Below are 21277 nucleotides of genomic sequence, written 5' to 3'. Positions count from 1 at the left end.
GCGTGCATTACAAGATTCATCTGCTGCTCGTAGAGAGGAAACAATTAATTTATTAATAAAATATAAAGGGAAGATTAATCTTGCACAAAAGGGAGGTATTACGACTTTAGCAAAATTACAGAAGTTTGATAGATTGCTAACTGCAGTAGAAACATTTTGTAATCAACCGGCAATTCAACCACTGTTACAAGATCTAAATAAACTTCAAGTAGTTGTAACAAAAAGATAAATAAGGTAGTTTATTTTAAAAAGAGAAATTAAGAAAAATCTATTACATCTAGCCGTACAAGATAATAGTATAGAAAAAGTTAAGCCAGTGCTGAGGACTGCTTCAGAATTTACCGATATATGTGATGAAAATGGGCAGACTCCTTTACATATGGCTATTGATATAGGAAACATTGAAATAGTTGGGTTACTTCTTGAGTATATGAATACTGACACTATTATTAAACCAACTAAAGATAGTAATAAATATACTGTCTTGCATTTGGCAGTACAAAATAGTAATTTAATAATAGTTCAAAAATTGTTTAGCTTTTTAAGTGACACAGAAAAATTGTTGCAACTTGTAAACTCTGTTGATGAAAGTGGTCAAACTGCAATTACATTTAGCGATTAGCAAAGGTAATACAAAATATAACAAAATTACTTCTTGAAGCAATGGATTTTGAAAAAATTATCAAATCAATTGAAGATAGCAACAGCTATATTGTTTTACATTTAGAAGTGCATAGTGGTAATAAAAATATAGTTACAAAACTATTAAGCGTTCTTAGCACTGATTTAAATAAATTATCACAACTTTTAAATGCAGTTGATAAGCATTGTCAAACTGTATTACATTGGGCTGTTAGCAATGGTGATACTGACATAACAGAATTACTTCTTGAAAAAATGAATCTTAAAGACATTACCTCAATAACTAGGAATTTATCTTTACCAGTGAATAATAAAATAAATGCATTAATTACTACTAGATTACAAAAATTAGAGAATAAAGAAGTTAGTTATCAAGAATATCCTGCTCCTTCAAAGTCTATAACAGAAGAAAGCTTTATATTAAGTGATGAAAAAATTGATTATTCAAAGGATTTATTTGGATAAAGAAGCTTAAATACATCCTAAATTAAGGGTAATCTAAATAGTACTTTTACTTTTGCTATTGGTTAAAGAAAAATATAAAAATTATTAGCTTATATTAATTCTTCAGACAAATTTCACATAAACAGAGGATTAGAAACCAAATAATCAGTTTCTATCTTCTGCTAAGAATTTTAATTTATTCTATTTCGTTAGTTATATTATCAATAAACGGTAAAGTTATAGGTAAAAAACAAACAAAAACGGTGCTTTCTTTTGCAGTACTTATAACATCAAGCTCACCGCCCATTTCGTTTACTAACTGTTTTACTATAGCTATGTTTAAATTGAAACGGAATTTTTGTTATAGCATTATAGCAATATATAAGTTGCTCTTCCTCTTTAGATAGAATCGGTGTGCTCGACTTTATTATGAATTCTAAAACAACTTCTTTAGGCTTATCGTATTTTACTTCTTGGTGAGCTTTATCAAATGAATTAACAGTTACTGTAATAGCACCCTTAGCATTATATTCGATTGCATTAGTGATTAAATATTTTAATATATTGCTAATCTTATAATAATCCCCAACTATAGTATAAGGTATATCCTTAGGTATATAGCTGAGTCTTAAATTCTTTTCCTTTGCTTCCTGTTTCATTAAATCTATTATAGAATAGTTCTTTAGAAGTAATCTTTTTGTGTAATAAAGGATTAGTATTTGACAAAGTATTAGTGAAAGTAATTAATTTGTTACTATGTTTTATTAGTGCTTCTATAGTATTTTTAATGTTTGTTAAATTAAGGCTTTTTTCTTGATCACGTTCTAATTTTAAGAATTCAGTAATATCATTGTGTAGCATTTCATAAAAACAAAGCAGTTCTCCTATGTAACGTGAAGTAAATTCATGTTGTGCGGTTTTTAAAGTCATGACTTCATGTTGTGTGGTTCTTAGTGCATTTTGTAAAATCATACATTTATGAATATCACAATCACTTTCTGAATTATCTTCTTGTATATGGTTTCTGCCGCTACCACCTTCCATTAAGGATTTTAAGCTAGCAACTACCGGTAAAAGCTTTGTTTGGTGTTCCCAGCTATTATGTGATTTTTGGGTCACTTTAGAAGTATTTCTTGAATTATTAAGATTAGCTTTTTTGTGTTTTGATTGTGGGGTATTATTTTTTGTCATAATTTTGATTGTTCAAATGGTGCGTAGGCATTAGATTGGTTTGTCGACTTTGGCTAATTTCTACGTTTTATATTACCTTATGCAATATTACCGGACCTATATTTAGCTCGGATAATTTAATAAATCTAGTATTATTTTTGCTTTAAATTGAAAATTATGTTAAATATATTTGGTCTATCGAACAAAATAGCGATAATTAATATAAATAAACTCAAAGTTATTAAAAATCGTTATAAATGCCACAATATTCATTATTGAATAATCGGTATTTTTCTCTCTAGTGCTTATGCCATGTGGGTTCTTACTGCCTTAACATTAAGCCTTGCATAAATTAGAGTAGACTTAATACTTTTATGACCAAGAGTTTTACCTATTATATTTGTATCAATATTTTCACTTGCCATCCAGCTGGCTAAGGTTCTACGAAGATCGTGTATTCTCAAGTTTTCTATTTTTGCTTTATTAATAATTTTGTTCCAAGCTTTTTTAGGTTCTTGTAAATGACCTGTTTTACTTTTTCTAGGACTTGGAAATACCCACTCGTTAATTATTTCTTTTGTGTCGGCTTTCTTTTTTTCTTCTTTCTAATATATCTATAGCTGGTGGTAATAGTGGTATTACATGCGGTTTCCCATTTTTAGTATTTGGAATTTCTCAAGTCTTTTTTTCCTAATTAATATCTTTCCACATGCCATTGCCAATACATTTCCTTTCCTAGCAGCAGTATAAAGAGAAATACAAACATAATCTCTCATTAACGGTGTTAGCATTTTTTAATGCTTAAAAGAAGCTTGTATTTCTTTTGCTAATCAGTATCTAACTCGTTCTTCTTCATCATTAAGTGTTATATTATCATCATATATAGGGTTCTTTTCAAGAAAACCCCATGTAATAAGTTTATTAAATATTCTTTTAAACCTTTCCACTGCTACGTTTGCAGTTCTAAGTTTTTTAGCCTTAGTTAAGTCATTACTTTAATTTGTACCTAGCGTTTATTTTTTTACCATAATAAAAAGTTTTACTACCGCCATAAGATGCCATTAATACTAAGCCCTGTAATTTATCGTCTTTATATTTTACTTGACCTTCTTTGGGCATTGTAATTTTAATAAGCTCGCTATGTGTAAAATTAAATGAGTCCTTAGTCATAATTATTTTTTAATTTAAATTTTATATTTAACCATAAGTTGACTGATATAACTCGATTAAAAAGGATATGCAAGTCCTAATTTTAAAGAATATTATGGCATTGCTAACTAAAAACAGATTAGTTAATAAATTAATATCATTACAAAAAAATTCATAGCAATTGACGAAATTATAATGTTCCCAATATGTTCCATTTAATTAAAATTTGACTTGGAATTTAATAATAATTGCTAGATAAGGCAATCTAAAATAGTATTCAAGGACTATTTGAATAAGATTGATTAAAACGTTATAACTATTAGGATTTCAGGGGATAAATAAGAAGAAATTATGATAGTTCTCGAATTATATAAAAATAGACCCTCTTGTCACACAGAAGGTCGCAGGTTTGAACCCCTTTGTCTCCACCAAATATCTTCAGGTTTTCCAACCTTTCTAAATTTTCTAAAAATTCCATATGCTGCAAATAAACTAATTTTTCAAATTAAGTAAGTTTTTATTTATAACTAAATATTTTATTATTAATTTTGAGCTATAAACAAACATATAGTTGAAAAATAATTGTTACCATCTATTTTTATGAAAACTAGATTGGTTGTTTTGCAATTTTTAACCTATATAATCTATCACTAGATAAAATAAATCAAATAAAGATATGCTTGATCAAGTAAAACAAAGTCAAATAAATAGTGCTGCTTGGGCTGCTTGTGATACTTTTCGCGGTGTGATGGATGCAGCAAATTATAAAGATTACATATTAGTAATGCTATTCTTTAAATATATTTCAGATGTTTGGAAAGTGCATGCAAAAAAATATGAAGAAAAATATAAAGACGAACCTTTAAGAGCCGAACAACAATTAAAACGAGAACAATTTGTAATACCGCAAGGTGCAAATTTTTATGATGTTTTCGGACAATGAGAAGCATCTAATATCGGTGAACTTATAAATGAAGCTTTAGAACAAATAGAAAAGGAGCACTCTGCTAAATTAGGTGAAGTATTTCGTGTCGATTTTAACTCAGAATATAATTTAGGTAAGATCAAAGAACGAAATCGTCGTTTAAAAATGCTGTTAGAAGATTTTAACAAACCGGAATTAGATTTAAGTCCCGATAGAGTCAGTGCAGATATTATAAGCGAATGTTATATTTATCTAATATCACGCTTTGCTTCAGATGCAGGCACAAAAGCCGGAGAATTTTATACTCCTGCTGCCGTATCAACTTTACTTGCCAAGCTTGCTGCTCCGGAGTCCAGCAATACAATTTGTGATCCGGCTTGTGGCTCCGGGTTCACTATTAATTAGAGCGGCTAAAGAAGTAGAGGATGATAATTATGTACTTTACGGTCAAGAAATGACTAATACAACATGGGCATTAGCACAGATGAATATGTTTTTGCATGCGGAAGGCGGAGCACATATTTATTGGGGTGATACACTAAATCATCCGGCGTTACTTGAAAACGATAAGCTTATGGAGTTTGATATAGTTGTTGCTAACCCGCCTTTAGTTTAGAAAAATGGGGGCATGAAAACGCAGCTAATGATGAGTATAATCGTTTTGAGCGTGGTATCCCTCCTAAAAGTAAGGGAGATTATGCCTTTATTTTGCATATGATTAAAACCACTAAGCCGCGGAGTGGACGTGCTGTTATAGTAGTACCGCACGGCGTATTATTTCGTGGGGGAAGCGCAGGTTTAATTCGTCAGAGTTTGATCGAAGATAATCTATTAGATGCAGTAATTGGTCTGCCTGCTAATCTTTTTACTTCAACTAGTATTCCTGTTGCTATTTTAGTATTTGATCGCTCAAGAGAAGAGAAAGGAGAAAACGAACAACGAAAAGATATATTATTTATCGATGCTAGTGGATTTTTTAACGCAGGTAAAGGGCAGAATTTTTTAGAAGACGAGCATATTAATAAAATTGTTGATACTTATAAAAATAGAAAAATCATTGAAAAATATTCTCATCGAGCAAATATCGAAGAAATTCGTGACAATAAATATAATTTAAATATTCCCCGTTATATTGATACATATGAGAATGAGGAAGAAGTTAACATAGCAGAACTGCAAAAAGAAATCCAATAATTCGAAAAAGATTTAGTAAATATACGTTCACAGCTGGATATTCATCTAAAAGAGCTTGGGGTTGTTAAAGGATGATTCAAGAGTACCCTTGGAGAGATAGCTTATATTCAACGTGGTAAGTTTTCTATTTGTCCAAGAAATGACCCTAGATATTACGGTGGTGAAATTCCTTTTATCCAAACTGTAAACGAAAAAGGCTTAAAAGTAAGTAGGTTATTTCCTAAAGGAACTATTGTATTAGCAATTGCAGCTAACATAGGAATTACTGCAATACTTGATTTCGATGCAGCCTTTCCCGATAGTATTGTAGGTATAACGCCTAAAAATAATGTTTATCATGCTGTTTTTGAAATGCCGGTAGAGTCAAAATACGTAAAGGTAGTATACGTATATGTGATATTGTATTATTCGTTAATGGCATACCTTTTGTAGTAATTGAATGTAAAAATCGCCTATCGAGTCATTAGATCAAGCTATATCTCAGCATATACGTAATCAAAAATCAGATGAAATACCGCATCTTTTTCATTATGATTATTAATTGCTATAAATAAAAATGAAGCGAAATATGTTACTGTAGGCAGCTCGGACAAATATTGGAGTATTTGGCGAGAAGAGGGAGAAAAAAACAAAATATCAATATTATACGTAACTTAATTAACAAGCCGTTAACTGAAGAGGTCAAAAATCTTCTTTAGGCCGGTGATTTTGCTACTTGTAGAAATTATTTTGATAAACAACAATTAGCAGGTAGCGTAGAACCTACCGAGCAAGATAAAGTACTTTATGCTCTATGTCATCCTGAAAGATGACTTGATTTAGTTAAAAATTTTTGTGTTTTTGATAATGATGTAAGAAAAATAGCTCGTCATCATCAATTTTTCGGTACGCATGCAACTATAAAAAGGATAGGAGAACGTGAAAAGCATAACATTAGAAAAGGTAGGGTAATATGGCACACGCAAGGTACGGGCAAATCTTTAACAATGGTAATGATTGCCAAATGTCTACTAAAATCCGCTAATCTTGTGAGTCCACGTATCATAATTATAACCGATAGAATTGAACTTGACGGACAAATCGAAAGTACTTTTAAAGCTCGTGGACTTGAACCTAAACTTGCCACTACATCGGCAGAGCTAATTAAATTAATTAGAAGCTATGTATCTATTATAACTACGGTAATTAATAAATTTAAAATATTTCTTGAAGATGAATCATTGCTTGATAAATATTTTGATATGATTACTAATGGATTAAATAAAGAAGAAAAAGCAGCTTTGAAAACAAGATTCAGTTGCTCAAAGATGCTTGCTCAAACAAAGGAAGCTATTTATGCCAAAGCATTTGAATATTTCAACGCACTATTTAAAAACGTTTAAAGGCACGGGTTTAAAAGGTATGTTAATAGCTTCTTCTAGATTAATTGCCATTCGTTTTAAAAAAATTTTAGATGATATAGGACAAGTAAGTTCTGAAGTTGTTATATCTTCTACTGATGACCAGGACGGTTATAAAGATATTGAAAGCGAAAATGAAGTAGATAAATTTATAAAAAACATGAGGGAACAATATGGAGAAAAATTCAATAATAGAATTATTAAAAAATTTAAAAGTTCCAATGATCCTGAAATTTTAATTGTAGTTTCAAAATTACTAACCGGTTTTGATGCACCGCGTAATGTCGTTATTTACATATGCCAAGAATTATAAAGAGCATAATCTTTTACAAGCAATTGCTCGTGCGAATCGTCTATTTGAAGAAAAAGGGAAAACTAAAGAATACGGTTACATAATTGACTATGTAGGGTTATCGAATCAATTAAAACAAGCACATCAATTTTATGAAAATTATGGTTTAAACAATTTTGATAGAGAAGATTTAGAAGATGCTATATTTTTTGTAGATGATAAATTAAAAGTACTTTTTCCGTTACTACAAGAAATTAAAAATATTTTTATAAATGTGCCTAACGATTTGGATTCTGAACAGCTCGAACAGTATTTAGCTGATGACGCCGCTATACGCAATAAGTTTTATTTCTTGTTGAATAAATTTAAAAATCTGATGTCTATAGCTTCTAATTCTTATGAATTTTATGAAGAAAAAGAACGAGTTAATTTACAATACGAATAAAATTTAATAAGCTCAAAGAGATAGTGGAAAAACGTTATAAAGAAAAACCGGATAAAAAAATATATACCGCTCAAATCATGAAGTTGCTTGATGAGCATGTTATTGTCGGTCATATTACTAAAACTGAAGCGGTTAACATTTTTGATGATGAAATGTTTGAACAATATAAACGTTTATCGGATAGTGATCTTTTAAATAGAGTTAAAAAAATAAGAGCTGAATTTAAAAATGATGTGCCAAGTGAACTCGGCACTAACAAAACAATAATAACTTTTTATAGAAAATCACTTAGCTTCTTACAGAATCAAAAAGATCAAAATCAGCCTGAAAATGCCATTCAAATTGCTCTTGATACCTATGACATCATTAAGCAGAAAATAATTGTTCATTGGACAAAAAACACTTTCATTTTAAATAAAAAATTCACTTGATGATTATTTTTTTGATGTTGTTAAAAAAGAAATGAGGATTGACTTTAATAATGAAAATTTAAGTGATGTTGTGGAAAGCCTAATTGATTTTGCTAAAGATCATGAAGTTAAATGATTTGGCTTAAATAACACAAATAGCGAATTATTGCATAATGCGCTATTGTAGAATTTTTAAGCTATCAATATTTATATAATATCTGTAGTCGTATTATCGTAATATTTTCCTAATATGTCTAAAGCGTTTTGGTCATAGTCATTTTGAGCTTCCATATGCCATACCGGTTCATAATCGCGAGCTGCTAAAAAATGTTTTGTATAATGTTTTAATTCTCTCTCACCTGAGTTACCAAGTTTGTATGAAAGTGTATAAGAAATGGTAGGTTGATTTAGAGCTTTTTCTATTTTTTGTTGAATATAATTATACTGTAATTCGTTTGTATTGTCTATAATGTGGATATGAAATTTATGCGTCTGTTGTAAGTTATATAGCTCTGTTAGCTTTTCAGGTTCTATTTTGTGCATAGCATTCCAGCCTTTATCAAATACCTCATCATCTCGTATAGGATTACCGTTTTTTTCTTGTATAAGCTCATTCATTTTCTTACGAAATTTTGCGGTAGTTATTTTACCGGTTTTATACTGATCTATTATTCCGTTAGGTTTTTCTTCTTTCTTTTGCCATAGTAGCAATATCCGGTATACTTAGTCCGCTGTATTCGCTAAATTTTATTATAGTGAGTTCCCTCTTGGTTAAAATTACCTGAGAATATTTAAAAACATGAGCTTTTATCATAGTGATTACCTATAAATTGTTAGTTTTAAAAATATAAAATTGTTAAATAAAAAATCAATATTATAATATTAAGAAATCATATTTAGGGTAAAATAATGAGTTTAAAATCCGCTTGGCTAGATACGCCTCTTGGTTCTATGCTGGCAATTAGTGATGAAAAATTGCTTTATTTGCTAGAGTTTGTTGCTAGAAGAGGTTTGGAGCGTGAAATTGAGAGGCTAAGGATTAAGACAGAATCTGCTATTATTCCTGGAAGTACTGAACCGATTTTAATGATTGAAGAGGATCTTCAATTGTACTTTAACGGTACTTTACAAAAATTTAATACGCCTATATCGCTTTTAGGAAGCCCATTTCAAAAAATGGTTTGGCAAGAATTAATTAATATACCTTACGGTGAAACACGAAGCTATTTAAATCAGGCTAAAGCTTTGGGCAAACCTAATTCTTATAGAGCTGTTGCAAATGCTAATGGTATGAATCAGTTAGCAATCATTGTTCCTTGTCATCGTATTATTAATAGCAATGGCGAACTTGGAGGCTATAGCGGGGGATTACATCGTAAAAAATGGCTTATTGAACATGAGAGAAAATTTACAACAAATTAGAAATATTTTACTTGAGAATGCTACTATGCCTGTAGAACGTAGAACGCTATTCTTGAAAACTAGAGAAGGAGAGTATGGAGAGCATGACCGATTTATTGGTGTTATCGTGCCGACTTTACGTACAATAGCTAAAAGTTATTATAATTTGGATATGGAGGATTTAAGCCGACTTATTACTTCAGAATTTGATGAAGAGAGATTTTTAGCGTTAGCTATTTTGATTATGCAATATCAGACAGCACAAGATAAAGAGTTTTTGTATAATTTTTATTTAAACAATATAAAACACGTAAATAATTGGAATTTAGTGGATGCATCAGCTTATCATATAATCGGAGCTTATTTATGGGATAAAGAAAAGGATTATCTCTTTACACTAACAAAATCGGAAATTCTGTGGGAAAGACGAATAGCTATAGTTGCTACTTGGTATTTTATCAAAAATAATACATTAGATACGACTTTTGAAATAGCAAAATTACTTTTAAACGATAAACATGATTTAATGCATAAAGCAGTAGGTTGGATGCTACGTGAAGCAGGAAAAAAAGATGAAAAACAATTAATAGATTTTTTGGATCGCTATACTTTACAAATGCCAAGAACCGCAGTTCGTTATGCTATAGAGAGATTACCACAAGAATTGTACAAAAAATATCTTTTAAAAAACTAGATTTATATTTAATCTATGCTAATATTTCATTTTAATTTATTAAGGGTATTTTTATGCTAAAAACATTACTAATTAGTTTTATAACTTTAATTTGTGCAGTAAGCTATGCTGATAACCAAACAGCTCAAAATCCTAATTCTACAAATTCTTCTTCTGATCAGCCCGATGATTTACCTGCAGAGGCAGCCGTTCACTTTGCACAGCCTTGGGCGAGACCTACAACAAATGTGCAAGGTAAAGTTAGCAATTCTGCTATGTATTTTACATTAATAAATAGTAGAAGTAAGAGTTATAATTTAGTGAATATATCTTCAGATAAGATAAGTGGAATAGAAATTCATCAAACAATTAATGATCAAGGGGTTAATAAAATGGTAAAAGTGGATTATCCATTTTCAATTGCCGGTAATATTAATGTTGATTTTAGGCCCGGTGGCATGCATATTATGCTTTATGACCCAAAAGTAGATTTAAATGTAGGAGATGAGTTTAAAATAACCTTTTTCTTTGATGACAATACACGAAAAATAGTGAATGTTAAAGTCGCGAATGACAATCCGTATAATAAAACGGGGAATTGAAGGTTATTGTTGCATGGTGCACTCTGCTATGTCATGCCCGCAAAGGCGGGAGTCCAGTAAAACATTAAGGTTATTTTTTCTGGATTCCGGCTTTTAGCTAAGCATGACATAGGAAACTATACACATGACCCCAGAAATTACCGGAAGTGAGTTAATTAAATCTAAACTTATAGATGCTCCTGAACGTTCAGGGGTTTATCGAATGTTTGACGTTAACAAGCAAGTTATCTATGTCGGTAAAGCTAAAAATTTAAAGAAACGCCTTACTAATTACATTAAAAGCAATTTAGATAATAAGACGCTTCGGATGATTGCAAATACTTGTTTTTTAGAGTATAGCATTACTAATTCCGAAGTTGAAGCACTACTTTTAGAAGCACAGCTAATCAAGAAATTTCAGCCGAAATTTAATATTCTTCTGAAGGACTACAAGTCTTTTCCTTTCATTAAGTTACGTTTAGATCATGATTTCCCACAATTACTAAAATATCGAGGTAAAACTCTAAGTGACGGGAAGTTTTTTGGTCCTTTTGCCTCGAGTGCGGAAGTTAATACTACTTTGACCGAACTACAAAAAATTTTTAAATTACGTTCCTGCACGGATAATTACTTTAATTCACGTACTCGCCCTTGCTTACAATATGAAATAAAACGTTGTTATGCTCCTTGCGTCGGTAAAATAAACAAGGAAGTCTATAGAGACTTAGTAACTCAGGTTAAAGATTTCTTACAAGGTCGCACTAAAGAACTCCAAGAGAACCTATCTAGAAAGATGGAAGAGCTAAGTAGTCAGATGCGTTTTGAAGAGGCGGCAGAAATTAGAGATCGCATTAAAGCACTTAGTTATGTGCAGCTTAAGGCAGGGGTTTCAGATGTCGTTAAAGACGCAGATATAATCGCTATTGTAGAAAAGAACGGGCATTATTGCGTGGAAGTGTTTTTATATAGGGCAGGGCAAGCATGCGGTAATATTCCTTATTTTCCTACTTCTACCGAAAATAGTACCAAAGAAGAAGTATTAGAATATTTTTTATTACAATTTTACCAAAAACAACACGTGCCTGCGGCAATTATAATTAATCATGAAATTAATGATAAAGAGAATGTGATAGAGGCGATTAAGAAAATCAACAATATACTTCAGCTTAATATTACAGTACCTAATAAAGGCGGTAAGGCTAAATTAGTTCAAAATGCCGAGACAAATGCTTTATTTTCTCTAGAGCAGTATTTGAAGAAATTTGCAAAAAGTCAAGAGATTATGTTTGAAATTAAAGAGCTATTTGGTCTTTCTGAAATTCCTGAAAGAATTGAGATTTATGATAATAGCCATATTCAAGGTAAGTTTGCGGTTGGAGTGATGGTAGTTGCTGGTAAAGTCGGTTTTAATAAAAAAGAATATCGGGTTTTTAATGTCAATGCTCCCTCTCTCGTATGTCATCCCCGCGAAAGCGGGGATCCAAAAAGGTTAATGGATTCCCGTTTTCGCGGGAATGGCATAAAGAACTGTGGGGGTGACATAAAAGGTGACGATTATGAGATGCTCCGGCAAGTCCTAACAAGGCGGCTTACAAGGTTAAGGCAAGAGCCGCATAAATTGCCAAGCTTAATGATTATAGACGGCGGCAAAGGGCATTTAGGCGTCGTTAAAGAGGTGATGGATAAATTTGAAATGAATATTCCTTTTGTTTGTATGGCAAAAGGAGTAGATAGAAATGCCGGTTTTGAACAGTTCCATGTGATAGGTAAGGAAGTATTTACTCTAGATAAGAATTTGCCGGTTATGAAATATTTACAAATCTTGCGAGATGAGGCACATAATTTTGCCATCAAGAATCATAGACTAGGTAGATCACGTGCTATAAAAATATCAAGCCTTGACGATATAGAGGGCGTAGGTGAAACTCGAAAAAAAGCATTACTGCATTATTTCGGTTCGTATAAAGCAGTATGCGACGCAACCATAGATGAGCTTGCTAAAGTAAATGGTATTAACAAGTCACTTGCTGAGATGATTTTTAATGTTTTGCACAGAAAAAACTAATATTATAACTCATGAAAAACCTAGTTATATGAGTCGCGATGTCATTCCTGCGGAGGCGGGAATCCAGTCACTAAAAAGTCTAGACATACTAAATTTAAAAAATTAAAAGCTCGATTTTTCTACTTGTCACTGAATTCCCGCCTCCGCAGGAATGGCATCGAGCAGGTTTCTGGATTCATGCAATAAGGCTAGCTTTTTATATCCTCAATAGGATCTTTAAGTTCTTGGCATGCTTCGCCTATTAATTTAGGTTCATCATTCTGAGATAAATCATTAATATTAAATTTAGTTAAGTCAGGATAATATGGAGTCATTGTACTATGAATAGAATAATTTAAAGCTCCTGTCATTAAAGAGTTAACAGCATCATTTTTTTGCTTAGTAGAAGTAATACATATTACGCATATTTTCTGAATACGTAGCTATATCAGCTAAAGTGCTGCCATTAACGTCATCACGTGAATTAAGCTTAAATTTTATTCTCCCATTCTTGTCTTCAATAGGAATTATTATGCTATATTTTCCTTCAATACTATTTTGCTTAGACATAAAATCTTCATAATTCAATTATTAACCTTGAGTTAATATATTAAATTATTTAAAACTTCAAGTAAATAGATAATATATTTTATATGACTTTCCTCGTAATGACATTAGAATACCACCATCCTAGAATAAATATCACAAGACTCACCATCGTCCCTATAAACACTCCTCTAAGGTTGAAATATTGCAACGATAAAGAATAATATTCCCATATTAAGAAGATAGCTGCTCCGCCAAGTGATGATAGGACCATTATAGTTTTAGATGTTCTGATACCAAAAAGCGTTGTTATTAACGGTACTAATATTACCGGTCCCCAGAAGCCAGTGAAGAATACTACTAAGTCAATTACATTACTAAATTTTAAAGCTACAATTATTGCAAAACTTCCTATTATAACGTTAATAATTCGAGCAATTAATAATAATTTTTGCTGATTTTTAACCTTAAAAATAGGATTGATTATATCTTTAACAATAGCTATAGAAGTAACGTTTAAATCAGAATCAGCAGTAGACATAACGGCAGCTAAGAGTCCGCTTATTACTATCCCTTGAATTAAAGTCGGGATGATTTGGTTGATTAAATAAGGTAATACTAAATTTGACGGTTGGTTTGGATAAAGCTTATAAGTAATTAAACCATTTAAAGTAATGCAAATCAAGAAGAAAAAATATATAGCGGATTTTGCATATATTGCTTTAGTTGTTTGCGTAGGATTTTTATTAATTAAAGCTCTTTGAATAAATGTAGGATATAGATTCATGACGCTAAAGCTTAAAGCTGCTGCAATTGTATAAGAAAGTAGGTTGTTCTGATCAAAATTTGCATTTTCCGTAGGTAGGTTATTAATAAAATCTACAAAACCAATTTTATTTAAACTGATAAAAGTTATGGTTGGTATAGCGATTATCATCGCCAAAAATTGTAGTAAATTAGTAAAAACAATAGATTGTAAACCGCCTATTGTAGTATATATAAGTACTATACTATAACTTAAAATTACCCCATGTACATCATTTATTTCTAAGATATATTGAAAAATATAGCCGCTTACGCTTATTTGAGCAGCCAAAAACCCCACTGAAACGATAACCGAACTAACCCCTCCGATAAAACGACCTATATTACCGTAATATGTACGCAGGATATCGCCGATGCTTTCAGCTCCGTAATGTTTGGCAATTAAAGGCACTATATAGATTGCAATTAATATATCTATAGGTATTGTAAGTATAAGAGCGTAAGCATAATATTCATGCCCCAAAAAAGCCTTTTCCATAATGCCGAAAGTGGTAGCTCCTCCGACAGAACTTACAAATATCGTAGCTATTAATAACAGCTTACTATTTTGCGCTTTACTTTCAACATTTGCATAGTTCTTAAAACTACTATGTTTAGCTCGGTAATATATACCAATAAGTAGAATAGATATGAGGTATATGAATACGATAATATTATCAATAGGTAAATTAAACATAAATTAGATTTTAAAGCTCAAACTTAGCATTTGTTCACAATATATATGTAGTCAAGAATGCTAGATTTATAATTATGTGTCATAATCTGTTCCAAGAAGTTCAGTATCCGGTGTCCAAATATCTTGGTTGGGATCATATTTATATATTTTACCGTGGAGTTTAATTTTTTTTCAGTAGTTTTTTTCTTTAGGGGATAGTTAGCGTTTGATTGAGTTGTAGTTTTTATATTTTTACAATATTTATGTATTTTAAAAATACCTATTTTAAGTTGCGGCATAATTAACCTTTATTTATGTAAAAAATAAAATCATTATTAACATTAATCAATAATTATTTCAAATAAAACATAATAAAAATTAATAAGTCAATATTTTTTAAATTAACCTATATTAAAATAGTTCTATAGGTCATTATTGAGTATGTTTAAGAAACCTATTCATGTACTTCACCAGCTAATTCAAGTCCCAGCTCTTCAGGATTTTCATCAGCAACCACAACAATTTTAGATATTCTTGAGCCGGTATAGAAATTTGTAGTATCATTTAATTTTTCTATATCTTTAGTGGTAACAAGAGAATTATCTATTGTGCTAGAATTATTATTTTGAGACGCTATTGCAAGGCTTAAAAAAGCTTTTAATTCAGGTTTATCATCGGGTACTAATTCTATTAGTTTTTTATCTCGATGATCTGCTCCATATATTTATTAGTAATTTAACCATTTCTGTGTAGCCTTCATGAATAACTAATTGCAGAGGTGTATATCCATCTAAATCTTTTAACTCTGTTGAAGCTCCTTTTTCTAGTAAAAATTCAGTTATATCATAAAGTTTGCGGTAAATAGCCTTATGTAGAACTGTATGATTAAACGAATCTTGAATATTGATATCATCACCTTGATCTAAAACCTTTTTTATAAGATGTTTTAGTTGAGCGGTTTGAAAAAACTTGGATTGGTAAAAAGAATATGCTCCGTAAGTGATGTGAAACTGTTCGAATAGTTTATCTAGTGTGATGTAGCCAGAGTCTTGTGCAGAAGATGAAGATATCAGTGGTACTTCTTGAATGGCCGATAAACACTAATGCTAGGGATAAAATTGGAAGAAGAAATAGGCGTTAGGGTGTCGTCTTGTTCTAGTAAGGTAACATCCAGACACCATACCTGTATCATAAGAAGATGTTTGTGCTGTTATTAGAGTAGCCATGTTCGTTTCTATTTCCCTAACTTTAGCCATAAAATTACTATAATCATTTACCTTAAATTAATATATTAAATAATATGAATTTTTAAGGTGAAAATCACTTAAAAAAAATCCATAAAATCATTGGATTAAGCTTTGTTGTGTGGTTCGATGTCATTCCTGTATGGCGTTGTTGTGTGGATCAATTCCCCCTCTGTCATCCCGTGACTTGATCACGGAATCCATTCTAAAATACTAATAATATTAGTATTTTAAATTATTTTTTTGGATACCGTGGTCAAGCCACGGGATGACATCTTAATAATTTAACTCATCCTTGTTAAAAACCCTTGACTCCTTGATATTCCTATAATATCCTATAATTTTCCATTAAATCCCAAATTAACCCAAATTATACCAATGAATGTATTTTTATCTAAGTATGTAAATGGTGTTGATAAAAAGAGTAGGGTGTCGGTGCCGGCGAATTACCGTGCGGTACTAGGGAAAGAATTATTTAACGGTGTAATTGCTTATCCGTCGATTAGGAATAATTGTATAGAGGTGTGCGGTATTTCGCATATCGAGAAATTAAGGCAGATGATAGAGACGCTTGATCCTTATTCCGAGGAGCGTGATGCGTTTGAGACTATGATATTCGGGGAAGCTGTACAACTTTCCTTTGATGGGGAGGGAAGAGTTATATTACCGCAATCTTTAATGAAGCATGCAGGAATCGAAGAGCAAGCATGTTTTGTAGGTAAAGGGGTGATTTTTGAGATTTGGCAGCCGCAGAATTTTGAGAAATATTTAAATGCCGCTCAAAAAATTGCTCATGAAAAGCGGTTAACTCTAAGGAATGCTCATTAATGATACAATCTCACGTGCCTGTAATGCTAAATGAAATGTTAGAGGCCTTAAGCCTAAAAGACGGTGAGTCTTATTTAGATTGTACGTTTGGAGCAGGAGGATACAGCAAAGCAATATTAGAAAGCTGTAACTGTTATGTCACAGCCTTGGATCGTGATCCAAATGTGATTAAAAGAGCCGAAGAAATTCAGCAAAATTATGGTGAGAGATTTGATTTTGTAGAAACAAATTTTGCGGATAGTTTTGCAAAGCTTAAGGAAAAAAAATTTGATGGGATAGTGCTGGATTTAGGCGTTTCATCAATGCAGTTAGATATAGCAGATAGAGGATTTTCGTTTTTGCATGACGGACCACTCGATATGCGTATGAGCGGGCAAGGTCTTAGTGCCGAGGAGTTTGTAAATACAGCAGAGGAAAAAGAGCTAGCTGACGTAATTTACAAATACGGAGATGAGAGCTTTTCACGAAGAATTGCTAAGAGAATTATAGAATACAGAAAAACGGTGAGAATTGATAGTACAGGCAAGTTAGCTGAGATTGTTAGAAGTAGTATAGGATTTAGAAAAGGTAAAATTGATCCTGCAACTAAAACCTTTCAAGCCATTAGGATTTATGTAAACGATGAGCTTGGGGAGTTAGAGCAGTTTTTAGTGAATGTAAAAAATATATTAAAGAAAGACGGACGTTTAGTTGTGGTGTCTTTTCACTCTTTAGAAGATAGGATAGTTAAGAATTTCTTTAAAGAAAATTCGGAAAAGCCGGTAGTAAGATCAAAATATGCTAAAGACGACATGACGATTGATCCAAATAAATGGCTTAAGATTATTACTAACAAAGCTCTAGCACCGTCAGATAAAGAAGTAGGGCTAAATATTAGAGCGAGATCGGCAAAACTTCGAGCAGCAAAAGCGATATATGAGTAATTAATTATGAGTATAAGAAAGCTTCACTATTTAACATTATTGATAACAATTATAGCAATATGTAGTTTGTTTAGCATAAAGGAGCGAGTCTCAACTCTTGATTATCAATTAAGTAGCGTTGTAAAACAGATAAATAGTGAGAATAATAATATTCATATTTTAAAAGCAGAGCAAGCTTATCTACTTTTGCCAGCTAGATTGGAAAAACTTGCGGCTGCTTATTTAAAATTAGAAACAGTTAAATCTTATCAAATGATAAAAGATCCGTTAGGGCCAAATATCGATCAAAATATTAAATTTAATCATAATATTAGTATTGCTAAGAGTAGTAAATGGCGTTACAAAAGAATTACAAATAATAAGTATATACAGACTATTTCGAGTAGAGTGAAGGATACTCGATGAACTTCAAAAATTGGCTACGTCATCCTACAAGTACTGCGGTACTCACGTATTAAGTATACGCTCTGTTCCTCGTCTTGTGGATTCCTTGCTCTTTTTGAAGTTGATCTTCGTATCTTGGTAGGATTGTTGTATGGCTTGGAAAAAGCGTTCGATGTCATTCCCGCGTAGGCGGGAATCTAGGGTAAAGCGAGATAAATCGAGCTTTTCAAAAAATCTTGATTTCAAAGATTTTTTACTTTTCAAATCAAGTTTTGAAAAGGTTTTAAAGTACTGGACTCCCGCTTTCGTGGGAATGACATAAGGATTGCGGAAATATTAGTGTTTGAAACACCATAAATAACATATGAAACAAATTTTGGAAAAATGGAAACCTACAATTAAAAGTCTAACAATTTGGACTGTTTGTAGTAAAAATACAAAAATCCGATTATTAATGGTTATTTGTGGCTTTTCTTTTCTTTTTTGTATTTTATCTTACAGATTGATAATCGTTGCTACGAATGTTTACGATAAAAATATTAATTCCTTTAAAAAAAATCATCAATTTAGAAAAGAAATAGTTGATCGAAACGGTAATTTATTAGCAGTGAACCTACCTTCCGCCTCATTATTTGCTAATCCACAAATAGTACTTGATCCTGAAACTTCCGTAAAAAAGCTAGCAGAAATTCTACCTGATATTAATAAAGCTAAATTACTTGCAGAACTTAAGTCAAATAAAAGCTTTATATGGGTAAAAAGGGATTTACTACCTAGTCAGCAAGAAAAGATAACTAGCCTTGGGTTACTTGGTTTTGAATTTGAAGAAGAGCAGAAACGAATTTATACCTTTTCTAATTTATTGTCGCATGTTATCGGTTATGTAGGTAGAGACTCGGTAGGGCTTAGTGGCTTAGAGCTCGCTTATGATAAGTATTTAACTAATTCTGATTGTGAATTAAACGAACCAAAGAATCGGAAAGAACCGCTTCAATTATCTATTGATATCAGATTACAAAGTATTTTAAGTGAGGAGATTGATAAAACTTTAAAGCAATTTAAGGCCATAGGAGCAGTAGGCATTATTGCTGATCCAAATAATGGCGAGATTTTAGCATTAGTAAATAAGCCTGATTTCGATCCCCATTATCCGAGTTTAGCCAAACCGGAAGAGCTGTTTAATATAGCAAGTCTCGGCATTTACGAAATGGGTTCGGTGTTTAAGGCATTAACTATGGCAGTCGGCTTTGATACCGGTGCAATAAATATGAATGATGCTTATGATATAAGCTATATGAAAGTAGGAGGATTCCAGCTTAAGGATTATACGCCAAGGCAAGGATGGCATAGTGTACCTGAGATTTTTCTATATTCTTCAAATATTGGCACAAGTCAAATTATGCTTGAAATCGGTAAAAGCAATTTTAAAAAATACCTAAAGAAATTAGGTCTATTAGATCAGTTACAAATAGAATTACCTGAACGAGGTACTCCGTTATTTCCTTCCGAGAAAAGATGGAATGAGTTAACGAGTGTTACTATGTCGTATGGCTACGGCATTTCGATTAGCCCTTTGCATTTTGTTAGAGCAATGTTACCGGTTGTTAACGGCGGTACTTTATATGATCTTACTTTATTAAAAAGAAAGGATGAAAAAGTAATAGGTACAAAAGTTTTGAGTGAAAATACCTCTACCCAAATGAAGAAATTATTTAGAGCGGTAGTAAAAGAAGGTAACGGTAAAAGAGCAGAGGTCAAAGGCTATCTTATCGGCGGTAAGACCGGTACGGCAGAAAAACTTTCACAAGGGACAGGGGGAAAAAAGAAATATCTAAAAAATAGTAGAGCGTCATCGTTTTTAGGTATGCTGCCTGCATCTAACCCGCAATATATTATTTTTATTAGATTTGATGAGCCGAAACCGACTAAAGAAAGCTTTGGCTTTGCAACCGCAAGCTGGACGGCTGCCCCTACTGCCGGTAGAGTATTTGAACGTATGATATCTTTATATGGTTTAGAACCGATAGAACAAAGTGAGGAAGAAAGTTAAAATATTACCTAATAATTATAGATTTTGTCATTGCGAGTAGGCATTGTTGCGTAGATCGGTAAAACCTACTTGATGTCATCCCCGCCTATGCAGGAATGACATAAAACGATCTGTGCAATAAAAAGCCTAAATTTTCTGGCAATGACGCATTTATAAGCTAAAAAGGATGTTTTTATGTCAAAAAATAAAAACATAACAGATAAACCTAGTCTACCTATCCCACGGCTTAAGTCTTTTGATCCTACGACAACAATAAATAATATTATATCAAAACAACTATTTATATCTACAAGTTCCGAGGCACAAGAAGAATTAGAGCTTAGCGGTAATGATAAAAGACCTAACCCTAGTTGTTGTGAGTTATTGTAGAATCCATATTCATTTTTTAAAACTGTACAAAAATAGAAAATTAATTTATATTTTGTATACGGTTGATATGGTCGTTGGGTGGATGCGATTTTTCTATTGTCACCCCCCGTGGCTTGACCACACGTGGTCCAGTAAAAATGACCACACAAAATGTTGTTTATATAGATCCTGCGATCAAGTCGTGGGATGACAACCTAATTGCCGATCAAGTCACGGTATGACACAGTACAAAACTATATAACAAAAAACTATTTATGTTAAAGATAAAACAGGAAATATATAAAAATAGCTTACAAATAATATTAAAATTGCTGTTTGCTTTGCTATGTTTTTTTATAATATTATTTCCATTAGTGAGTTATAAAATAAATATTCAAAGCAGAATCTTTCCGGCGATGGAAATTATATTTATTTATTATTTTATGTCGTTATATTCCTTAAATATTTTTAGCATATTTTTTCTCGGTCTATTTATAGATCAAATAAGTGGTATGCCTATCGGTACAAATTCGCTAGTTTTTTTATCGGCATATACGATTTATAAATTATCTTCAAAATATTTTGTAGCTAAAAACTATTTAATAAATTTCATTATTTTTTGCGTTTATTGTTTATTTATATTGAATTTTAAATATTTACTAATAACAATCAAGAAGCTAGAAGCAGACGGATATTTAATAATT

Annotated in this window: 26 protein-coding genes and 6 pseudogenes; 23 read left to right on the top strand and 9 right to left on the bottom strand. The window is 31.6% G+C overall.

Annotation, left to right across the window (positions count from 1 at the left end):
- The 3 genes and pseudogenes from O6R16_RS05710 to O6R16_RS05700 all read left to right on the top strand — a co-directional run.
- Positions 1-229 (top strand): annotated as a pseudogene (locus tag O6R16_RS05710) (hypothetical protein); the annotation flags it as partial.
- 12 nt (positions 230-241) lie between these two features.
- Complete coding sequence (locus tag O6R16_RS05705; protein ID WP_499680376.1) at positions 242-622, top strand: ankyrin repeat domain-containing protein; 381 nt, start codon at positions 242-244, stop codon at positions 620-622.
- Positions 623-663: 41 nt separating this feature from the next.
- Positions 664-1107 (top strand): ankyrin repeat domain-containing protein, encoded by a 444-nt coding sequence (locus O6R16_RS05700; RefSeq protein ID WP_499680372.1) that lies wholly within the window; start codon positions 664-666, stop codon positions 1105-1107.
- Between the two features lie 275 nt (positions 1108-1382).
- On the opposite strand, the gene O6R16_RS05695 is transcribed toward O6R16_RS05700, so the two are convergent.
- The 4 genes from O6R16_RS05695 to O6R16_RS05680 all read right to left on the bottom strand — a co-directional run bounded on the left by O6R16_RS05695 (position 1383) and on the right by O6R16_RS05680 (position 3375).
- A complete protein-coding gene (locus O6R16_RS05695) occupies positions 1383-1745 on the bottom strand; it encodes a hypothetical protein (protein WP_499680371.1) in 363 nt (120 codons plus the stop codon).
- Positions 1696-2277 (bottom strand): hypothetical protein, encoded by a 582-nt coding sequence (locus tag O6R16_RS05690; protein ID WP_499680370.1) that lies wholly within the window; start codon positions 2275-2277, stop codon positions 1696-1698. The genes O6R16_RS05695 and O6R16_RS05690 overlap by 50 nt, the downstream gene beginning before the upstream one ends.
- 284 nt (positions 2278-2561) lie before the next feature.
- Positions 2562-2825: a tyrosine-type recombinase/integrase gene (locus O6R16_RS05685; RefSeq protein ID WP_499680375.1), complete on the bottom strand. Its 264-nt coding sequence runs from the start codon at positions 2823-2825 to the stop codon at positions 2562-2564.
- Between the two features lie 421 nt (positions 2826-3246).
- Positions 3247-3375, bottom strand: coding sequence for a hypothetical protein (locus O6R16_RS05680; protein WP_499680369.1), 129 nt, complete (start codon positions 3373-3375; stop codon positions 3247-3249).
- Between the two features lie 706 nt (positions 3376-4081).
- Between O6R16_RS05680 and O6R16_RS05675 the strand changes: the two genes are divergently transcribed.
- The 9 genes and pseudogenes from O6R16_RS05675 (at position 4082) to O6R16_RS05635 (ending at position 8092) form a co-directional block, all read left to right on the top strand.
- Entirely contained in the window at positions 4082-4348 is a 267-nt protein-coding gene (locus O6R16_RS05675; RefSeq protein ID WP_499680368.1) for a type I restriction-modification system subunit M N-terminal domain-containing protein, read from the top strand.
- 147 nt (positions 4349-4495) lie between these two features.
- A complete protein-coding gene (locus tag O6R16_RS05670; protein ID WP_499680367.1) occupies positions 4496-4735 on the top strand; it encodes an N-6 DNA methylase in 240 nt (79 codons plus the stop codon).
- Positions 4698-5524 (top strand): annotated as a pseudogene (locus O6R16_RS05665) (N-6 DNA methylase). The gene O6R16_RS05670 and the pseudogene O6R16_RS05665 overlap by 38 nt, the downstream one beginning before the upstream one ends.
- Before the next feature lie 96 nt (positions 5525-5620).
- Positions 5621-5794 (top strand): annotated as a pseudogene (locus tag O6R16_RS05660) (hypothetical protein); the annotation flags it as partial.
- Between the two features lie 98 nt (positions 5795-5892).
- Entirely contained in the window at positions 5893-5991 is a 99-nt protein-coding gene (locus O6R16_RS05655) for a type I restriction endonuclease (protein ID WP_499680374.1), read from the top strand.
- A 393-nt stretch (positions 5992-6384) separates the two neighbouring features.
- Positions 6385-6723 (top strand): annotated as a pseudogene (locus O6R16_RS05650) (DEAD/DEAH box helicase family protein); the annotation flags it as partial.
- 42 nt (positions 6724-6765) lie between these two features.
- Positions 6766-7237: pseudogene (locus tag O6R16_RS05645) on the top strand (type I restriction enzyme subunit R domain-containing protein).
- Positions 7206-7661, top strand: coding sequence for a hypothetical protein (locus O6R16_RS05640; protein WP_499680366.1), 456 nt, complete (start codon positions 7206-7208; stop codon positions 7659-7661). Before O6R16_RS05645 ends, O6R16_RS05640 begins: the two are co-directional and overlap by 32 nt.
- 23 nt (positions 7662-7684) lie before the next feature.
- Positions 7685-8092 (top strand): hypothetical protein, encoded by a 408-nt coding sequence (locus O6R16_RS05635; protein WP_499680365.1) that lies wholly within the window; start codon positions 7685-7687, stop codon positions 8090-8092.
- Between the two features lie 408 nt (positions 8093-8500).
- Here O6R16_RS05635 and O6R16_RS05630 read toward each other — a convergent pair.
- A pseudogene (locus tag O6R16_RS05630) lies at positions 8501-8689 on the bottom strand (hypothetical protein); the annotation flags it as partial.
- Positions 8690-8980: 291 nt separating this feature from the next.
- On the opposite strand from O6R16_RS05630, the gene O6R16_RS05625 reads away from it, so the two are divergent.
- From O6R16_RS05625 to uvrC, 4 genes are all read left to right on the top strand, one after another.
- The gene (locus O6R16_RS05625) at positions 8981-9493 is read left to right on the top strand and encodes a methylated-DNA--[protein]-cysteine S-methyltransferase (RefSeq protein WP_499680364.1); all 513 of its coding nucleotides are present in this window, start codon (positions 8981-8983) and stop codon (positions 9491-9493) included.
- Positions 9468-10166, top strand: coding sequence for a DNA alkylation repair protein (locus tag O6R16_RS05620; protein ID WP_499680363.1), 699 nt, complete (start codon positions 9468-9470; stop codon positions 10164-10166). Before O6R16_RS05625 ends, O6R16_RS05620 begins: the two co-directional genes overlap by 26 nt.
- A gap of 53 nt (positions 10167-10219) precedes the next feature.
- Positions 10220-10747: a copper chaperone PCu(A)C gene (locus O6R16_RS05615; RefSeq protein ID WP_499680362.1), complete on the top strand. Its 528-nt coding sequence runs from the start codon at positions 10220-10222 to the stop codon at positions 10745-10747.
- A 124-nt stretch (positions 10748-10871) separates the two neighbouring features.
- Entirely contained in the window at positions 10872-12791 is a 1920-nt protein-coding gene (uvrC, locus tag O6R16_RS05610; protein ID WP_499680361.1) for an excinuclease ABC subunit UvrC, read from the top strand.
- Between the two features lie 188 nt (positions 12792-12979).
- Here the strand turns inward: uvrC and O6R16_RS05605 are convergent, their stop codons facing one another.
- The 4 genes from O6R16_RS05605 to O6R16_RS05590 all read right to left on the bottom strand — a co-directional run bounded on the left by O6R16_RS05605 (position 12980) and on the right by O6R16_RS05590 (position 15698).
- Positions 12980-13141, bottom strand: coding sequence for a hypothetical protein (locus tag O6R16_RS05605; RefSeq protein ID WP_499680360.1), 162 nt, complete (start codon positions 13139-13141; stop codon positions 12980-12982).
- A 28-nt stretch (positions 13142-13169) separates the two neighbouring features.
- Positions 13170-13340 (bottom strand): hypothetical protein, encoded by a 171-nt coding sequence (locus tag O6R16_RS05600; RefSeq protein ID WP_499680359.1) that lies wholly within the window; start codon positions 13338-13340, stop codon positions 13170-13172.
- Positions 13341-13419: 79 nt separating this feature from the next.
- Complete coding sequence (locus O6R16_RS05595; protein ID WP_499680358.1) at positions 13420-14817, bottom strand: sodium:solute symporter family protein; 1398 nt, start codon at positions 14815-14817, stop codon at positions 13420-13422.
- A 677-nt stretch (positions 14818-15494) separates the two neighbouring features.
- Positions 15495-15698 carry an ankyrin repeat domain-containing protein gene (locus O6R16_RS05590; protein ID WP_499680373.1) on the bottom strand — a complete coding sequence of 68 codons (204 nt, stop codon included), beginning with the start codon at positions 15696-15698 and terminating at the stop codon, positions 15495-15497.
- 720 nt (positions 15699-16418) lie between these two features.
- Between O6R16_RS05590 and mraZ the strand changes: the two genes are divergently transcribed.
- The 7 genes from mraZ to O6R16_RS05555 form a co-directional block, all read left to right on the top strand.
- Entirely contained in the window at positions 16419-16868 is a 450-nt protein-coding gene (gene mraZ / locus O6R16_RS05585) for a division/cell wall cluster transcriptional repressor MraZ (protein WP_010977464.1), read from the top strand.
- Positions 16868-17791 carry a 16S rRNA (cytosine(1402)-N(4))-methyltransferase RsmH gene (gene rsmH, locus O6R16_RS05580; RefSeq protein ID WP_499680357.1) on the top strand — a complete coding sequence of 308 codons (924 nt, stop codon included), beginning with the start codon at positions 16868-16870 and terminating at the stop codon, positions 17789-17791. Before mraZ ends, rsmH begins: the two co-directional genes overlap by 1 nt.
- 6 nt (positions 17792-17797) lie before the next feature.
- Positions 17798-18196, top strand: coding sequence for a cell division protein FtsL (gene ftsL / locus O6R16_RS05575; RefSeq protein ID WP_499680356.1), 399 nt, complete (start codon positions 17798-17800; stop codon positions 18194-18196).
- A gap of 130 nt (positions 18197-18326) precedes the next feature.
- Positions 18327-18497: a hypothetical protein gene (locus O6R16_RS05570; protein ID WP_499680355.1), complete on the top strand. Its 171-nt coding sequence runs from the start codon at positions 18327-18329 to the stop codon at positions 18495-18497.
- Positions 18498-18539: 42 nt separating this feature from the next.
- Complete coding sequence (locus O6R16_RS05565; RefSeq protein WP_499680354.1) at positions 18540-20225, top strand: peptidoglycan D,D-transpeptidase FtsI family protein; 1686 nt, start codon at positions 18540-18542, stop codon at positions 20223-20225.
- A 174-nt stretch (positions 20226-20399) separates the two neighbouring features.
- The gene (locus O6R16_RS05560; protein WP_499680353.1) at positions 20400-20594 is read left to right on the top strand and encodes a hypothetical protein; all 195 of its coding nucleotides are present in this window, start codon (positions 20400-20402) and stop codon (positions 20592-20594) included.
- A gap of 254 nt (positions 20595-20848) precedes the next feature.
- The coding region (locus tag O6R16_RS05555; RefSeq protein WP_499680352.1) for a hypothetical protein at positions 20849-21277 on the top strand (429 nt) is incomplete at its 3' end.

It is taken from the genome of Candidatus Rickettsia tasmaniensis (genome assembly GCF_036857515.1).
GTDB lineage: Bacteria > Pseudomonadota > Alphaproteobacteria > Rickettsiales > Rickettsiaceae > Rickettsia > Rickettsia rickettsii.
This window is presented reverse-complemented; position numbering and strand designations above follow the sequence as displayed.

What these genes read in the sequence shown, in the direction of transcription:
- O6R16_RS05690 (WP_499680370.1), bottom strand. Translation starts at nt 2,277, where the DNA reads ATGACAAAAAATAATACCCCACAATCAAAACACAAAAAAGCTAATCTT.
- O6R16_RS05640 (WP_499680366.1), top strand. Translation starts at nt 7,206, where the DNA reads ATGTCGTTATTTACATATGCCAAGAATTATAAAGAGCATAATCTTTTA.
- O6R16_RS05670 (WP_499680367.1), top strand. Translation starts at nt 4,496, where the DNA reads ATGCTGTTAGAAGATTTTAACAAACCGGAATTAGATTTAAGTCCCGAT.
- O6R16_RS05570 (WP_499680355.1), top strand. Translation starts at nt 18,327, where the DNA reads ATGGCTTGGAAAAAGCGTTCGATGTCATTCCCGCGTAGGCGGGAATCT.
- mraZ (WP_010977464.1), top strand. Translation starts at nt 16,419, where the DNA reads ATGAATGTATTTTTATCTAAGTATGTAAATGGTGTTGATAAAAAGAGT.
- O6R16_RS05675 (WP_499680368.1), top strand. Translation starts at nt 4,082, where the DNA reads ATGCTTGATCAAGTAAAACAAAGTCAAATAAATAGTGCTGCTTGGGCT.
- O6R16_RS05605 (WP_499680360.1), bottom strand. Translation starts at nt 13,141, where the DNA reads ATGACAGGAGCTTTAAATTATTCTATTCATAGTACAATGACTCCATAT.
- O6R16_RS05680 (WP_499680369.1), bottom strand. Translation starts at nt 3,375, where the DNA reads ATGCCCAAAGAAGGTCAAGTAAAATATAAAGACGATAAATTACAGGGC.
- O6R16_RS05600 (WP_499680359.1), bottom strand. Translation starts at nt 13,340, where the DNA reads ATGTCTAAGCAAAATAGTATTGAAGGAAAATATAGCATAATAATTCCT.
- ftsL (WP_499680356.1), top strand. Translation starts at nt 17,798, where the DNA reads ATGAGTATAAGAAAGCTTCACTATTTAACATTATTGATAACAATTATA.
- O6R16_RS05595 (WP_499680358.1), bottom strand. Translation starts at nt 14,817, where the DNA reads ATGTTTAATTTACCTATTGATAATATTATCGTATTCATATACCTCATA.
- O6R16_RS05700 (WP_499680372.1), top strand. Translation starts at nt 664, where the DNA reads ATGGATTTTGAAAAAATTATCAAATCAATTGAAGATAGCAACAGCTAT.
- O6R16_RS05560 (WP_499680353.1), top strand. Translation starts at nt 20,400, where the DNA reads ATGTCAAAAAATAAAAACATAACAGATAAACCTAGTCTACCTATCCCA.
- rsmH (WP_499680357.1), top strand. Translation starts at nt 16,868, where the DNA reads ATGATACAATCTCACGTGCCTGTAATGCTAAATGAAATGTTAGAGGCC.
- O6R16_RS05695 (WP_499680371.1), bottom strand. Translation starts at nt 1,745, where the DNA reads ATGAAACAGGAAGCAAAGGAAAAGAATTTAAGACTCAGCTATATACCT.
- O6R16_RS05615 (WP_499680362.1), top strand. Translation starts at nt 10,220, where the DNA reads ATGCTAAAAACATTACTAATTAGTTTTATAACTTTAATTTGTGCAGTA.
- O6R16_RS05620 (WP_499680363.1), top strand. Translation starts at nt 9,468, where the DNA reads ATGAGAGAAAATTTACAACAAATTAGAAATATTTTACTTGAGAATGCT.
- O6R16_RS05625 (WP_499680364.1), top strand. Translation starts at nt 8,981, where the DNA reads ATGAGTTTAAAATCCGCTTGGCTAGATACGCCTCTTGGTTCTATGCTG.
- O6R16_RS05565 (WP_499680354.1), top strand. Translation starts at nt 18,540, where the DNA reads ATGAAACAAATTTTGGAAAAATGGAAACCTACAATTAAAAGTCTAACA.
- uvrC (WP_499680361.1), top strand. Translation starts at nt 10,872, where the DNA reads ATGACCCCAGAAATTACCGGAAGTGAGTTAATTAAATCTAAACTTATA.